15 protein-coding genes are annotated in these 14,749 nt (G+C 37.1%); 6 read left to right on the forward strand and 9 right to left on the reverse strand.

Going from position 1 to position 14,749, the window contains the following annotated elements:
• The first annotated feature begins 177 nt into the window (after positions 1 to 177).
• The 5 genes from IGJ12_RS15875 (at position 178) to IGJ12_RS15895 (ending at position 4,094) form a co-directional block, all read left to right on the forward strand.
• Positions 178 to 546 (forward strand): winged helix-turn-helix transcriptional regulator, encoded by a 369-nt coding sequence (locus IGJ12_RS15875; RefSeq protein ID WP_008380292.1) that lies wholly within the window; start codon positions 178 to 180, stop codon positions 544 to 546.
• Positions 528 to 1,229, forward strand: coding sequence for an endonuclease III domain-containing protein (locus IGJ12_RS15880; protein ID WP_005233189.1), 702 nt, complete (start codon positions 528 to 530; stop codon positions 1,227 to 1,229). Before IGJ12_RS15875 ends, IGJ12_RS15880 begins: the two co-directional genes overlap by 19 nt.
• Before the next feature lie 91 nt (positions 1,230 to 1,320).
• On the forward strand, positions 1,321 to 1,851 hold the full coding sequence (locus IGJ12_RS15885; protein ID WP_005233187.1) for a YbhB/YbcL family Raf kinase inhibitor-like protein: 531 nt from the start codon (positions 1,321 to 1,323) through the stop codon (positions 1,849 to 1,851).
• A gap of 26 nt (positions 1,852 to 1,877) precedes the next feature.
• Positions 1,878 to 2,966 (forward strand): L-dopachrome tautomerase-related protein, encoded by a 1,089-nt coding sequence (locus tag IGJ12_RS15890; RefSeq protein WP_005233176.1) that lies wholly within the window; start codon positions 1,878 to 1,880, stop codon positions 2,964 to 2,966.
• Between the two features lie 75 nt (positions 2,967 to 3,041).
• On the forward strand, positions 3,042 to 4,094 hold the full coding sequence (locus IGJ12_RS15895; protein ID WP_008380297.1) for a zinc-binding alcohol dehydrogenase family protein: 1,053 nt from the start codon (positions 3,042 to 3,044) through the stop codon (positions 4,092 to 4,094).
• Positions 4,095 to 4,575: 481 nt separating this feature from the next.
• On the opposite strand, the gene IGJ12_RS15900 is transcribed toward IGJ12_RS15895, so the two are convergent.
• From IGJ12_RS15900 to IGJ12_RS15920, 5 genes are all read right to left on the reverse strand, one after another.
• Positions 4,576 to 4,782: a hypothetical protein gene (locus IGJ12_RS15900; protein WP_005233172.1), complete on the reverse strand. Its 207-nt coding sequence runs from the start codon at positions 4,780 to 4,782 to the stop codon at positions 4,576 to 4,578.
• A gap of 111 nt (positions 4,783 to 4,893) precedes the next feature.
• A complete protein-coding gene (locus IGJ12_RS15905) occupies positions 4,894 to 5,385 on the reverse strand; it encodes a helix-turn-helix domain-containing protein (protein ID WP_005233169.1) in 492 nt (163 codons plus the stop codon).
• 311 nt (positions 5,386 to 5,696) lie between these two features.
• A complete protein-coding gene (locus tag IGJ12_RS15910; protein ID WP_016620264.1) occupies positions 5,697 to 8,258 on the reverse strand; it encodes a cation-translocating P-type ATPase in 2,562 nt (853 codons plus the stop codon).
• A 235-nt stretch (positions 8,259 to 8,493) separates the two neighbouring features.
• Positions 8,494 to 9,213: a B3/B4 domain-containing protein gene (locus IGJ12_RS15915; RefSeq protein ID WP_086298847.1), complete on the reverse strand. Its 720-nt coding sequence runs from the start codon at positions 9,211 to 9,213 to the stop codon at positions 8,494 to 8,496.
• Positions 9,214 to 9,411: 198 nt separating this feature from the next.
• On the reverse strand, positions 9,412 to 9,864 hold the full coding sequence (locus IGJ12_RS15920) for a MarR family winged helix-turn-helix transcriptional regulator (RefSeq protein ID WP_086332754.1): 453 nt from the start codon (positions 9,862 to 9,864) through the stop codon (positions 9,412 to 9,414).
• A 301-nt stretch (positions 9,865 to 10,165) separates the two neighbouring features.
• On the opposite strand from IGJ12_RS15920, the gene IGJ12_RS15925 reads away from it, so the two are divergent.
• Complete coding sequence (locus IGJ12_RS15925) at positions 10,166 to 11,461, forward strand: ISL3-like element ISEfa11 family transposase (protein ID WP_086332755.1); 1,296 nt, start codon at positions 10,166 to 10,168, stop codon at positions 11,459 to 11,461.
• 1,192 nt (positions 11,462 to 12,653) lie between these two features.
• Here IGJ12_RS15925 and IGJ12_RS15930 read toward each other — a convergent pair.
• From IGJ12_RS15930 to IGJ12_RS15945, 4 genes are all read right to left on the reverse strand, one after another.
• Complete coding sequence (locus IGJ12_RS15930) at positions 12,654 to 13,301, reverse strand: hypothetical protein (protein WP_430619191.1); 648 nt, start codon at positions 13,299 to 13,301, stop codon at positions 12,654 to 12,656.
• A gap of 170 nt (positions 13,302 to 13,471) precedes the next feature.
• Entirely contained in the window at positions 13,472 to 13,666 is a 195-nt protein-coding gene (locus IGJ12_RS15935) for a hypothetical protein (RefSeq protein WP_086332758.1), read from the reverse strand.
• Between the two features lie 23 nt (positions 13,667 to 13,689).
• Complete coding sequence (locus tag IGJ12_RS15940; protein ID WP_430619192.1) at positions 13,690 to 14,202, reverse strand: helix-turn-helix domain-containing protein; 513 nt, start codon at positions 14,200 to 14,202, stop codon at positions 13,690 to 13,692.
• Between the two features lie 19 nt (positions 14,203 to 14,221).
• Entirely contained in the window at positions 14,222 to 14,674 is a 453-nt protein-coding gene (locus tag IGJ12_RS15945; protein ID WP_086372435.1) for a DUF5626 family protein, read from the reverse strand.
• Positions 14,675 to 14,749: the final 75 nt, after the last annotated feature.

The raw sequence follows: 14,749 nt of genomic DNA on the forward strand, positions 1-14,749 counted from the left end.
GGTAATAAATTTGCTTACTCGTGTACTATAGATTCAAAAGAAAGAGTTGTACATTAGGGAATTTTTTTATACGTCTATTTCTTATTGCCTTCTTACGATTAGGAGATGAATTGTTTTACAAATAGTAAGTAAATCCTTATGATACTCTCAGACATACGGAAAAGGAGACAACGGAAGATGACAAGAAAAATATACAATTGCGAACATGGCTGCGCGGTCGAATCGACTTTACAAATGATTTCAGGTCGTTGGAAAAGCGTTATCTTATATCATTTGATGTTTGATGGGTCACTTCGCTATAACGAACTACAAAAGCTGATTCCTGGCATCACTAGAAGAATGGTCTCTTTGCAGTTGAAAGATTTAGAAAAGGATGGATTGATCTATCGTAAGGTCGTTCAGGAAAAACCATTACAGGTTGTGTATGGAATGACCGATTATGGCTACTCTTTAAAAGAGATCATTGAATTATTGTATCGCTGGGGCGAAGATTTTAATCACAAAAACGCGGGATTACTTGAAGAAGAATGTTTAACTTGCAATTGATCGCGACTGCTAGTAAAAATGAGGTTTTTAACGTGAAAAAGATTGAAAATATTGAAGAATTATATGAAGCATTAAGCACATCAATGGAACATTCAACGTGGTGGGATACAGAAAATCCATGGGAAATCGTTGTCGGATCAATTTTGGTTCAAAATACCAATTGGAAAAATGTGGCCTATTCCTTAGCAAACATCAGAAGAGAGATTGGATTTTCTCCGAAAAGATTGGCAGAAATTGATCAGTTCCTTCTTCAGGATCTGATTCGGCCCAGTGGTTTCTACAAAAATAAATCCCGCGCGATAAAAGAAATCTTTTCTTGGTTTCAGCGCTACAACTATGATATCGGTATTCTACAGAAAAAAGAACAGGCTGAGTTACGAAAAGAGTTGCTAGCTATCTATGGTGTTGGCTATGAAACGGCAGATGTACTAATGGTTTTTGTGTTTAATAAGGTCGTGTTTATCGCTGATAAATACGCACAACGAATTTTTAGTCGCTTAGGCCTAAATGAGCCGCTTACTTACCTCACCCTTCAAAATATGATCGAATTACCAGATACATTTACCAATGAACAAGCTCAAAACTTTCATGGTTGGCTAGTTGATTACGGTCAAGTCCATTTGAAATCGGATAAAGACTGGCAAGCAGGCTTCTTAAGTCAGTTTACACTCGTTCACCTCTAATTGTGGTATAAAAAAATTCCCTAATTTACATTTCATTGACCGAGGATTACGCTATCCTTGTTACAAAAACACGTTTCAAGGAGGAGATAGTATGAACGATCCATTTTTAGGATTACAAGACGTGCCAGCGTTTCACGTGACCAGTAAGGACATTGTTGACGGGAAACTTATGGATAAAAAATTTATGTCTGGTGATTTTGGGATTGAGGATGGACAAGATATTTCACCAGAGCTTCACTGGACCGGTGCACCAAGCAATACGAAAAGCTATGCGGTTACCTTATACGACCCTGATGCACCAACTGGATCAGGATTTTGGCATTGGGCAGTCATGAATATCCCCGCTTCTGTAGAGGAATTATCACAAGGAGCCGGCAGTAGCGATAACGCAAAGCTGCCACCGGGAGCCGTTCAATTACCAAATGATGCCCGCATGAAAAAATATATTGGTGCTGCGCCGCCCAAAGGTCATGGTGTTCATCACTACTTCTTAACGGTTTGGGCATTGGCTATTGAGAAAGTTGAAATTCCTGAGGATTCTACCCCAGCTTTTTTCATTTTTAATACCTTTGGACATGTCCTAGCTCGTGGTGTTGTGAACTTTGAAGTCGAAGTGAAATAGGGAAAGCTCAGAGAGGAAGATACGTAATGAATGCTGCAAAAGAAAACTATTTTGGCAAACTAGAACAAGTTCATGAATTTTATGATGCGATGCCTACCGGCGTTAGCTTATCGGAAACCGGGAGAATCTTTATTAATTTTCCTGAATGGGGAGACCAAGTAACCGCGACAGTCGTTGAACGAGTAGACGGCAAATTAATTCCTTATCCTAGCCAAGAAGCGAATACATTTGATCCTCAAAAACCGGAAAACGGATTTCTAAGTGTACAAAGTATCGTTGCTGATGGTGCTGGTACTTTGTGGGTATTGGATACCGCTGCACCCAAATTCACCGTTCCTGTTAAGGGTGGGGCAAAACTGGTTGCTGTGGATTTAAGTACTAATCAAATTCGCAAAGTCTATACTTTTTCACCGGATGTCGTCCTAGACTCTACGTATTTGAATGATGTTCGAATTGATTTACGCCGCGGTTCTGAAGGGGTAGCCTATATAACCGATTCTTCTATTACCGGTCCTGGTGCGTTGATCGTACTCGATTTAGGTACTGGCGATGCATTCCGTATTTTAGATGGCACGCCCTCCACCGCGGTTGATCCAGCCTTTATTCCTAAAGTTGAAGGCGAGATTTTGTTAAATCGCTCGGCTGATGGAACAACTTCGCATTGGCAAGTGGCAGCTGACGGCCTAGCGATTTCTCCCGACGGAAAAACCTTGTTTTTTAGTCCTTTATCCAGTCGACATTTATACTCAATTGAAACCGATAAAATTTTCAACAAAGAAATTGATGATCACGCATTAGAAGCACATGTTAAAGATTGGGGCGAAAAAGGCGCCTCTGATGGCATGATTACGGCAGAAGATGGAACGATCTATGCTGGCGACTATGAAAACAACAGCATTCGTGTGATTCACACGGATGGTACTATGGAGACTTTGGCTCACGATCCGCGTATTTTATGGCCAGATACTTTATCTATTGGACCAGATCAATACTTATATTTTAACGCCAACCAGCTGCAACGGCAGGCTAGTTTTCACAAAGGAGAAGACCTGAGAGAGAAGCCTTACAGTCTGTTCCGCATTTTTATCGGAAAAAATCCTGCGAAAGCAAACTAACCGGTCTTGATCCAAAGGGAGGGCAATACGTAAAAGAACTAATGCGATTTTCTATCCAGAAAAGGAGGAATGAAAATGTCAGAACAGAAAACGATGAATGTAATAGGCTTTTTCGAAGGCCTGCCAATTGAATCTACGCATAGTTTTATTGACCAAAAAGAAGGAATCCCTGTTCCAGGCCCTCGTGATTTATTAGTAAAAATCAAAGCCGTTTCGGTCAATCCAGTCGACACCAAATTACGGCAAACGACTCGCAAGCGAAATGCCCTGCGTATCTTAGGTTTTGATGCGGTCGGAGAAGTGGTCGCTGTCGGAAAAGATGTCATGAAATTTACTGTTGGTGATCGGGTCTTTTATGCAGGAACCACCACTCGATCAGGAAGCAATCAAGAATATCAAGCAGTCGATGAACGGATCGTTGCCCTAGCCCCTAAAAATTTAACAGATGAAGAGGCTGCTGCATTCCCATTGACTGCATTAACCGCTTATGAATTGCTGTTTGAAAAATTCGGCTTGATTCCTAAAGAAAACGCCAATCAAGGGAAAAGTATTCTCGTCATCAATGGTGCGGGTGGCGTCGGATCGATACTGAATCAGTTGGCTCATTGGGCAGGTCTAGAAGTGTATGCTACCGCTAGTTCAAAAAATTTTGACTGGCTTCAAAAAACCGGGGTTGACCACCCTTTAGACTACCATCACGACCTAAGGGACAGCTTTCGAGAATTAGGCGTTCCGAATGTTGACTATATCGCTGTCTTGTTTGACATCACCCAATACTTTGATCAAATCAGCCATTTGGTAAAACCTTATGGTCATGTGGGCACGATCGTTGGCCTTCACGAGCCCCTTGATTTAAGTGTATGGAAAAACCTTTCTGTTAGCTTTGATTGGGAGTATATGTTCGCTAAAACAGACCACGACTATCAAATCGAGACACAAGGACAAGCGCTAAAAGTGATTGCTGATTTAGCAAATGAAGGGACACTAAAAACAACCTTAAGCAAAGTCTATTCGGATGGAATCAACGCGGCAAATTTGAAGCGCGCAACGAGAGATGTCGAAAGTGGCCATATGTTGGGAAAAGTCGTTGTAAGTGGTCCTTTTAATGGAAACCCTACAGGGAATTAATCGCCCGAGCCATTTAATGAACGCACCCTTCAACAGAATTCATCATATATTCTAATACACTATCACTGATTTTTCGCAACAGCCGGATTCTCAAAGAATGATTTGTAGATGAAAAAAGCATTCAGAAAACAATGGGTCTCTGGATGCTTCATTCATCAATATAATAATCTAATGGATAACATAGTTAAAACTGAAATCAAGGTAAATCCATATTCGTTTTTCATAAAATCATCATCCATTCATAACTTAAAAAATAGTCATTCTTAGTAAGTGTTTATTTTCAAGAAAATTCATTCTCTTTACTTAGTAAGATAGAAAAAGACAACAACCATTATGACAACAAGTACCCAAAAATACCATTTTTCAGAGTTTTTTTTCTTCATATCTATTCTCCCTTTCTATTCATCTCAATTTTGAAAGAAACATAATAAGCAAAATATCGCCTTCTTGAAGGGCAATCGCTATCTGATTCCCTATCCGATTAATTCTCGGTTAACTCATCCCTAAATTTCAGGAATAGGTCTTTCGCTTGTCCTGTACGCATGTTTGTCAGGACTTTAATTTTCTTGACCATGCCAATATCATTTTCGTTTTTCGAAAGAATTTGTCGTGCCATTTCTTCTTTGATCTCTGCTTCTTCTTCCTTCGTTAAATTTCTGACTTCTTTCTTTTTACCAAAGAATCCCACCCTGTTCTCCCCTTCTTATAAAATTTATGCGCTTTTCACACTAGCCAGACTGAGCATTCTTTTTATCTAAAATGCGTTTTTCTGTCCATGACTTGATTCCTATACTCTAATCTACCATTTCTGTCGAAACCGAGGAAATGGTTCGTTCTCTTTTTTATTTTTAGGGAAGATATAAAAATAAAACACGGAGCCAATGATGATCGCTGGCGGCACCGAGATGCTCAATAATTTTAAAGCAGTGTTTAAAAGTACACCAAATTTTTCTTGAATAGAAAGATTCATAATCGTGCTGAAGTCTTGATTGAACGAAGTAACGATCATCGTGACAAAAAAGAGCAAGCAAAAACTAATCACCCCATACTTGATACTTACTTTTAAATCATCATTGTCTTTCTTAGTTTCTTCCAAAAGTAATGTTTCTAATGAGATATCCAATTCTTCGGCTATTTTGATCATATTTTTTTTGCTAGGGTACGTAGCACCTAACTCCCATTTTGAGATTGTCTTGTCACTTACTTCTAATAATTCTGCTAGCATACTTTGTGTTAGCTTGTTTTTTTCTCTATATTCTTTCAGCTTCATTGCTAATATTGTTTCCTTCATTTCAACAACTCCTCATCGATTTCTACCTTTCATTTTGACATAAAACCTACCATTTAACAGGAATTCTTGAAAAAGAGAGTAGAATAGAGGGGATTTTTTTAGCTACTTCTGGTGATTTTCCTGAAACATACTACCGATTCCTTCCTTTCAACAATAGTTGCTATGCATTCTGATATCTTCTAAATAATATCAAACCAGAAATCATAAGCGTCTGTAAATAATTAAAGGAGACGCAAAAACTTCCCAGTTTTTGCCCTCCCTCATTTCTCAAGAAAATTTGTTAACAGAGGATTTTCTATTTATCATTCTTATTAGAAGAAACCAAAGTATTTTTTCACTTCAATATACACTAAAGGAAAAATGGATAAGCCGATTACCCATAGCCAGTCAACTGCACGAAGAGAAACAAAGCCAAAAATAGTTTGCATGAATGGAATCGTTACTAACAAGATAATGATCAATGCACCTATGAAGGTTGTCATTACTAACAACGGATTGCTCAAAAAACGCAGCTTCAGAATAGATTCTTTACTTCTACAATTAAACATATGCACAATAGTTGATAATCCCAATACAATAAATGTCATTGTCTGCGAAACCTCTATCGATTCTAGACGTCCAATTAGAATCGCGCCTAATGTGACGCCTGTAAAAACAATTGAGATTTCTACAATTTTTACCAATAATCCTTGCGCAAAAATGCTCGTGTATTTAGCGATCGGGGCTTCCATCATTGCTTTTTTATCGACTGGTTCAATGCTAAGACTCATTCCTGGGATTCCATCTGCAACTACTTTTATGATTAACAATTGAACCGCTGTAACAGGTGCTCCCCACCCAACGAGCAAGGAAATTAAAACGATCGTCAGTGCAGAAATATTGCAACCAAGCATCGCGTATAATGATTTTCTGATATTGCTGTATACCCGTCGTCCTTCTTCAACCGCCTGAACAATCGTCGCAAAATTATCGTCTACTAAAACCATATCAGAAGCTTCCTTTGCTACTTCTGTGCCACCTCCCATTGCGATCCCTACATCAGCTGCTTTTAATGCAGGTGCATCATTGACACCATCGCCAGTCATAGCGACAATCTCATCATTTTTTTGAAATGCTTTTACGATTCGAATTTTATCTTCTGGGGAAGTACGGGCAAAGACTCGATAGTCATCAATCACATGGGCTAATTTTTCATCGCTCATTTCATGTAAATCCGCGCCGGTCATTGCTTTTTTCCCATCGGTGAGAATTCCTACATCTTCTGCGATTTTTTTTGCTGTTAGTAAGTGGTCCCCTGTGATCATTACGGTTTGAATCCCTGCTTGTTTTGCAATAGAAACAGCCGTATAGCTTTCGGGCCGAGCTGGGTCGATAATCCCAACAAATCCTGCAAACTCTAACTGACTTTCAAGAATTTCTTCAGTAAGACGTGTAGGTTTTTCATCGTATCTTTTATAAGCAACGCCCAAAACACGGTATGCTTGATTGGCCAACTCATCATGCTTGCTCACGTAGGTGGGGTTGTTCGCATCAATGAGATCCAAGCGATCAAAAGCCCCTTTTGTGACAGAAACATATTGGTTGTTTACTTTATATAAGACAGTCATTCTTTTTCGTTTTGAATCAAAAGGAACTTCATGAATCTGTTCAAAGGTTGAAGCGACTTTACCTAGTTCCTCTTTAGTGAAGAGCGATGCCAGTTTTTTTCTGATCGCCAACTCTGTTGGATTACTAGTTACTGTTGTATTTTCTTCCATCGAACTAGCAAGATAGAAGAGAAATAAGAGATTTTTATCCTTCTCTTCTGTTATTTCTAAGCAGGAAGTCAGTCTATCCTTCATGATAATAACTTCTTTCACGATCATCTTATTTTCCGTAATCGTTCCAGTTTTATCTGAGCAGATGATTGAAACACCTCCAACGGTTTCTACTGTTGAAGGAGTCCTAACGATGGTTTTCTTCAGTGCCATATTTCTCATCCCAACCGCTAGAGAGATTGTTACTACGACTGGCAAAACCTCTGGAATAGCAGCAACAGCCATGGATATTGCGGTCATGATACTGGTCTCTAAAGACAATCCTTTGCTGATTCCTATAGCAATCGCTAGAAAGCCAGAGAGAATAGCGATTAGTCCTAGAACTTTCCCAAGTTTTTGCATTTTTATTTGTAGAGGTGCTATGGTTGTTTCTTCCTTGCTTAATAAGCTCGATATTTTACCAATTTCCGTATTCATTCCTGTCTTTTCAACTCGAACGTTTGCTTTTCCTGTGACTACTAATGAGCCAGAAAAAACCAAGTCTTTTCTGTCCCCTAAAGAATCTTCTTTAGAAGAAATATAGGTGGGATCTTTTTCACTTGGTTCACTTTCACCAGTTAGAAACGATTCATCAACAAAGAAATTACTACTAGTTAAAAGTTTAGCATCTGCTGGAATACGGTCCCCTAATGCCAACTGAACAATATCACCAGGAACAATGTTCAAACTTTCAATCTCTTTTAACGCCCCATCTCTGAATACTTTACTTACGGGAACACTTATCTTATTTAATTCACTTATTGATTTTTCCGCATGTTTTTGCTGTCGAATCGACAAATATAGATTAAGAATGACAATTGAAAAGATGACTATTGGTTCCGTAAAATCATCAGGGTGGTTTTGAAATGCAACGTAACTAGATAAGAGCGTTGCAACGATTAAAATCAAGATGGTAATATCCTTCATCGACTCTTTCAAATAGTCATAAAAATGCTTCTCGTCTTTGCTTTCTATGGAATTAAACCCATATTTTTCTAGCTTCATTTCTGCTTCTTTACTGGAAAGTCCCGACTGGTTAGGGCTCTTTCCTTTTTCTTTCAATTGTTCTTTTAACATCTGCCTATACCTCCTAAAACAAAAAAGAAGTCAGACAAACTAACCATAAAAGCCTAAGGTTAGTTTTTCTGACTTCAATAAGATTTATTCCGGCGAACAAATCTAATGTCATTATTTAAATTCCACCTAATTATTGCACATCCGAATATTTGGGTCAAGATTTTCACGATGACCGATCAATCAAAATGAGAGAATGGTATGCAAAATCGAGAAAAAGTACGTGTACATCCTTATCCTATAGACAAGAAGCTCGCCCTTGCAAAATGATTTCAGGACTTTCTTTACTTAGCACATAATCATTACCTGCTACTTTAAAATACTCTTGAACCAACTGACTTAACTCTTTGATTGCTTCATTCGCCCGAGCCCGTTGCGTTTCATTGATCGATTCAATGAATAAAACAGCATTGGTGGTCTCTTCTGTTAGCATCGTACGTTGAGCTTCCCGCCAATTTAAGCATCGACAGATTGCACCTTTCTCATCATAGTAAATGACTTCCTTTTCCAAGGCTGGGGAATCAGTATCTGCACCTAAGGGAAAGAAAGATTCGCCACCTTTTGCAACGCCTAAATGAAGGTCGCCAACGATTGTATCGAGGTCTTCTCCGCCTAAAGGGACACCATATTTCAAGGAAATACTATTATAAATATCTACTAAAGGATTGATGGGAGAAAATTCTCTGTCTTGATTCACCCGTTTCAACAGTGCTTCGATGGAAGCGCGTACCCCTTTTTTCGTTTTAAATTGCTGAAAAGCACTTCGCCATTCTTGGATCACTTGGTTTTCACTGAAGGTGTCGGTTGTTAAGTAGCGCTTTGCTTGTTCTTTACTACTTTTTAGCAAGTCAGTAAAAAACGTTTCGTGTGCAGCATCGGCAACATTGTTTATATTTTTTACAACAAGGCAGTTGATTTGTGCTTCTGGAAATAGTGCCCAAAATTCTTGATCGATCATTATTTTCTTCACTTTCTCTACACTCCTGTTTAGTTTATTTGAACAAATTCATGTCCTTTATTTTTCAGGATCTCTGTTTTTTCAGCAGCCAGCCGAGCTATATCCTTTTTAACCAAATATCAGCTACCTGTGCTTCCTACCCTAGGTAGCATGAATGTACATTCAATCAGATCCAATCTCCCCAGCGGCGTTATTCGTTTAATAGTCTCTTTTGATCCCATTCTTGACGTTGACCCAATCAACTTCTACCGAAGATTTTATTTTTTTCAGCATTTCCGCAAGATTTTTTCTTTCTAAAGCAGATAACTGTTGAATCGCTACTTTATTTGAATAGTTATTTTCTCTTATGATTAATTGAACCGCTTGTTTCCCTTTGGCGGTTGTGTATAAGTGTTTGATTTTTTTATTTTCTTTGTCTGACTCTTTTAGAATAAACCCATTTTCCTCTAACTTTTTTACCGCCCGGGACAAAGTCGTGCGATCAACTTTGATCCGTTCGGCTAATCGTTCAGGAATAATTCCTTCATTTTCAAATATACGAACTAAGTAAATGTATTGTCCTTTACTGAGTTGAACCTCTTTAAATTCAATATTAGCAATGGATTCCAACATTCTACTGATCGAACCTATCTCACGAAGTATATCCTCCACGAACTATCCCCTCCCTATCTAGCACTATAATAGCCCATTATTGTTGCACATGCAACAATAATGGGCTTGATTTACTTTATTACTCACTCTTAGAAAATGGGTGCATGGAATAAGCTTGTTGTTTCTGTTCTCAAAAAAAGCAGGAGAATACAGAGAAAAAATTCTGGCTCTATAATTTATGGGACTGATGAATCAGAATTGATTCTTCAGCCCCATTTTCATTTTAGGTATTAAAAAACATATCGTTCTCTAGTATGATTAAATCACCACAAAATAAACAACTGAGAGGACGATATGCTATATGAATGATTCTATCAAAAAAATGTTGAGAATAACAGAGAAAGATTTGATGATTACAGAGATCTCTTACGAGACCCTTCAGAAGAAAAAGACGTTGGTCGTCGATGCTGTTCTCTCGCCTACTCCTCGTGCTTGTAGAAGTTGTGGTTCTACTGTGGTAGATGGAAACGGGAAAACAATTATAGTGAAAAATGGGAAGAAGGAAACGATTGTCCGTTTTGAACAATACAATCATATGCCTTTGGTTATGCGCCTAAAAAAGCAGCGCTATACCTGTAAAAACTGCCGAACCCATTGGACTGCTCAAAGTTATTTTGTCCAACCCAGACATTCAATCGCAAATCATGTTAGATATAAAATTGCTTCTTTACTGACTGAAAAAGTATCTTTATCTTTTATTGCGAAAAGCTGTCAGGTATCTTTGACCACCGTTATTCGTACATTGAAAGAGTTTAAAAGCTATTTACCAAAGCAATCTAAGAAGATTCTCCCCAGAGTATTGATGGTTGATGAATTTCGTTCGCATGCTTCCATAGAAGATAAAATGAGCTTTATTTGCGCAGATGGCGAAACAGGAAAATTAATAGATGTTTTGCCTACGCGTAAATTACCTCGATTAACAAGCTATTTCTTAGGTTGTACCAATCCAGAAGAAGTAGAATTCTTGGTGACAGACATGAACGCCGCCTACTTCCAGCTCACCAAACGTGTTCTGCCAAATGCGAAAGTAGTGATTGATCGGTTTCATATTGTCAAACACATGAATCAAGCGTTCAATGAGTTGCGTATCCGTGAAATGAATGAACTTCGTAAAGCCGGACAGAAAAGCCAGGCAGAAAAACTGAAAAAGAACTGGCGCTTTTTGCTAAAAAATCGTGCAAACATCAACCATTATGAATACAAAACATGGAAAAGTTTCCGAGCACCAAAATACCCATTTCTTACTGAAGCAATGATGATTGATCGATTGCTTGAGTTTTCTACGCCCCTGAAGGAGGCGTATCCCTTTTTTCATGAATTAGTTGAAGCCTTTCGAGACAAAGACCCTGACTTATTTTTCTCCTTATTGACAGAACTTCCCGAAACGTTAGATGACAGCTTTCGGGAGAAGCTTCAAAACCTTCTGACCTATGAAGAAGGCATCACCAACGCAATGATCTATCCTTATTCCAATGGAAAAATAGAAGCGAAGAATACCCACATAAAGACAATGAAACGAGTATCCTACAGATTTAAATCATTCGAGAACATGAGAATTAGAATCTTTTTGATCAGTCAATTAATCAAAGTGAGATAACAAAAAATCTGAGCCAGAATGAGGTTCATTCTGACCCAGATTTGATTTTGCACAACTCATCAGTCCTTATTGACAAATAGCCATTTTTTCCCTTTAGGCCTCCTTCCACGTAAGTAATCTATTCATTTGTTAGGAGAATAGTTTTTTAAACAAAAAATGAGAACACTTAATAATCCACGTTATTAAGTGTTTTATTTATACAAAAATTAATATATGTCTAAATTTTTTTTTTCGTTTAGCTTATTTCTTTGGTTTTTCCTTCTCAAGAATTATAAGTTATTTTTTAGCGAGGCATTACCTTACGCTCCGAATTGTTATTATAAAGATAATAAACTTTTAAAATGTCTTCGGCTTTCCTATAAATCAGTTTTATATTTATTAATAATATTTGCAGAACAAAAATACCCGATTACGAATGATCGGGCTCAGAGAGTTAGAACGAAGCTTCTAAATTTTAGGGCCGGATAAGTCTAACTGCTTTAAGCAAATTGTACAAGAATAAAGTGTTTTTCCTTCAGGTCAATTACTGAAGAATTTTGATGCGAAAATGAGAGAGAATCAACGTTTTTTCTTTTGATACTAATGAGTAGTCTGACTATTAAAACTGTAGAAAGTGTCCTCTTGTTTCACTCATATCTCATTCCATTTGATTACTGATTTTTAATGTTTCTGTCCCTTTATATTAATTGTCCTAATAATCATAAATCTAATTTTTAATTGAACAATGATTTAGTTACGAGTTTATGTACACAAGAATAGAGCAATAAATTTCAATTATGGCATTTAAAAAGAGTGTTCAGGAAATCGTCATTTTCTGAACACTCCATATAATGAAAACTGAAAAAATCACTCAATCATTTTTGAGTGATTTTAATGGTGACCACATTTTTATAGTTTTTTCTTAATTTAGAAATCCATATCGAGATTATGTTAATTTGGGGAAGAATTAACACGCGCACTAATTTTTTATCGTTTCTTAATCGTTTTATAAATGCCGTATGCACAATATAAAATAAACAAGACGGGGATAACGACTAATGGCGTTTTTAGTAATAAATAAGGATCTAAAACACCATTGATTGTACCTTGTTTAACCAAAAGATAGTTACAGTAACTGATCAATTGTAATTGAAATAATAAAATGAATCCGATAAATAAACTATAAATGTATTGTTTCTCCATCTTTTTCTCCTTATAGGTTTTTAAATGAGTAATCCCAATGACTAAAGGTTTTTACAGTAGCGGTTCTAGTTGTCTTTGTTTTGACTCCACTTATATACTCACGCTGTACTACTTTTGTAGATTTGTACACTGGTCTAAAAATTATTTGTTGTCTTTTACCTGCGGGGATATTTATAGAATAAGATACTCCGTAAGTCTTTGATTGCCCAATTGTAATTCCCAACGATGCTCCGATTTTATCGGCACCAATTGGATAACTACCTGAAATCGAAGACGAAACAGATCTACTAGAAGTATTTGAGTTAGTGGCTGACAATGTTGCTTTTCCCTTTCCAGATGGTCCATTTCTCCATGCGCCATAAGATGTACCAGCTGATGTTTTCGATTCAATTCTCCACATTCTATATTGAGCTACTCTAGTATTTACTTGTATGCCTTCCGAGTACAAGTTTGTATCATTATCAAGATTAATTTCAGGAACGTTTAAGTACTCTGCTCCTTCGTCCGAAAAAATTGGTGCATTTTCGTCAGGAAGAATAAGTTCATTAGTTTCTTCCATTGTTTCTGCTTTAGCATAAGTTACTGCACCACCAAAAGCTGTAAATACAGTGGTTGCAACTATTGCTGTTAACATAGTTGTTACGATAGATTTTTTCATTTTGATCCCTCTTTCATTTTTTATACACTAAGTATCCTTGAAATATGAAAAAAATGAAAGAAACGAGAAGTTTACATCATCGGTTTACTACTAAAGGTAAACGAAAAGTTTACTTTTAGTAGTTACTATTACACCTTCAGAATTAAAATTGTCTTCACCATAGAATGGTACTACTCATTTAATAGTTTATCTCTTTCTTGAACTAATCCCTTTTCTTTATCAATCAGTGTCAGAAATATTTTATCAGAATACAGTTCTTCCTGAATTTTACCCCTAAATAGCAGAAATTCTTCCGCATAGTTTAATTTTTGCTGATTGACGCTTCTTCTTTCATTACAAACAGTAAGTAAATTTCGTTTTTTCATTCTTACTCCTACTGATTTTGACGTTATTCAATCTGTTCGATCGAAACTGATCCCCACCCCATATAATTTGCTAAGTGTCCGTATCCAGCATATAAATTTAACGCCAGTGCTAAAATGCTGATAAGCCAAATTAATTTACAGTATGAATTACAGCGCTTATTTCTGACAAATACATACATACACACAATAATGCCCACTGGAAATATGAACGATGCTAGCGCTGAAAGACCAATTAAAACCAGACTTTCATCTTTTCCCAGCGTATTTCGTAAAAGTTGGAGCTTCTGTTTCTTGCTGGCAATATCTTCATTATTATGTTCAATTTTTTTCTTCAACTTTTCATTCTCATCGAGTAGCTCTCCAATAGAAACTTCATAAAGTTGGCTCAGTAGAATTAAGTTGTCGTAGTCAGGGTAGCCTCGGTCATTTTCCCATTTTGAAATAGATTGTCTTGAAACATTAAGCTTTTCAGCTACAAACACTTGTGAGAATCCTTTGTTTTCCCGATGTGACTTAAGTTTTTCCCCGAGTTCCATCATTAAATACACCTACTTATTATTTTACAACCAGTTTACCATTTGAAATAGTCGTCGTCACGCTCGCATTAGAAGTCATTGTTCCAATCTTGTGTTTGAAGTTACAGATAGCTCTTGATGAATTGCTACTCAAAGAACTTGAAGTAATACTCCCTTGATAAGTGGTCATATTTAAATTAGTTGCAGCTGTAAATTGTTTGTTCGAGTTGACAGTCACATTGTACGATACTAACCAATTACCCGTGCTTTTTTTCGAGACTTTGTATGTCCCTTTACCTACCCTAGTACCGGATGAAATATTTTCAATCATTAGTTCAATAGTTTCTCCCGAGTCATCTATATACGATGACTCGCTTCTAATAGTTGTTGAATCAAGGTCAAATACTAACTCCTCATTTTCGTGCGCAAGTCCCGTTGCTGGAAAAAAAAGAATACCTACTCCTAATATAAATAACGTAAATATTTTTTTCATTTCGTTCTCCTATTCTAAATTTTTCTCTTAGTATACATTGTAATAATGGTATTTATAAGTATCGTTCTATTTACA

This window comes from Enterococcus sp. DIV0802b (assembly GCF_050543535.1).
In the GTDB taxonomy this organism is placed as follows: domain Bacteria; phylum Bacillota; class Bacilli; order Lactobacillales; family Enterococcaceae; genus Enterococcus_D; species Enterococcus_D entomosocium.

Bases quoted from the DNA above. Each gene is read 5' to 3' on its own strand.
- IGJ12_RS15885 (WP_005233187.1), top strand. From the start codon at position 1,321: ATGAACGATCCATTTTTAGGATTACAAGACGTGCCAGCGTTTCACGTG.
- IGJ12_RS15895 (WP_008380297.1), top strand. From the start codon at position 3,042: ATGTCAGAACAGAAAACGATGAATGTAATAGGCTTTTTCGAAGGCCTG.
- IGJ12_RS15940 (WP_430619192.1), bottom strand. From the start codon at position 14,202: ATGGAACTCGGGGAAAAACTTAAGTCACATCGGGAAAACAAAGGATTC.
- IGJ12_RS15915 (WP_086298847.1), bottom strand. From the start codon at position 9,213: ATGATCGATCAAGAATTTTGGGCACTATTTCCAGAAGCACAAATCAAC.
- IGJ12_RS15875 (WP_008380292.1), top strand. From the start codon at position 178: ATGACAAGAAAAATATACAATTGCGAACATGGCTGCGCGGTCGAATCG.
- IGJ12_RS15935 (WP_086332758.1), bottom strand. From the start codon at position 13,666: ATGAAAAAACGAAATTTACTTACTGTTTGTAATGAAAGAAGAAGCGTC.
- IGJ12_RS15890 (WP_005233176.1), top strand. From the start codon at position 1,878: ATGAATGCTGCAAAAGAAAACTATTTTGGCAAACTAGAACAAGTTCAT.
- IGJ12_RS15925 (WP_086332755.1), top strand. From the start codon at position 10,166: ATGAATGATTCTATCAAAAAAATGTTGAGAATAACAGAGAAAGATTTG.
- IGJ12_RS15945 (WP_086372435.1), bottom strand. From the start codon at position 14,674: ATGAAAAAAATATTTACGTTATTTATATTAGGAGTAGGTATTCTTTTT.
- IGJ12_RS15930 (WP_430619191.1), bottom strand. From the start codon at position 13,301: ATGAAAAAATCTATCGTAACAACTATGTTAACAGCAATAGTTGCAACC.
- IGJ12_RS15880 (WP_005233189.1), top strand. From the start codon at position 528: ATGTTTAACTTGCAATTGATCGCGACTGCTAGTAAAAATGAGGTTTTT.
- IGJ12_RS15905 (WP_005233169.1), bottom strand. From the start codon at position 5,385: ATGAAGGAAACAATATTAGCAATGAAGCTGAAAGAATATAGAGAAAAA.
- IGJ12_RS15910 (WP_016620264.1), bottom strand. From the start codon at position 8,258: ATGTTAAAAGAACAATTGAAAGAAAAAGGAAAGAGCCCTAACCAGTCG.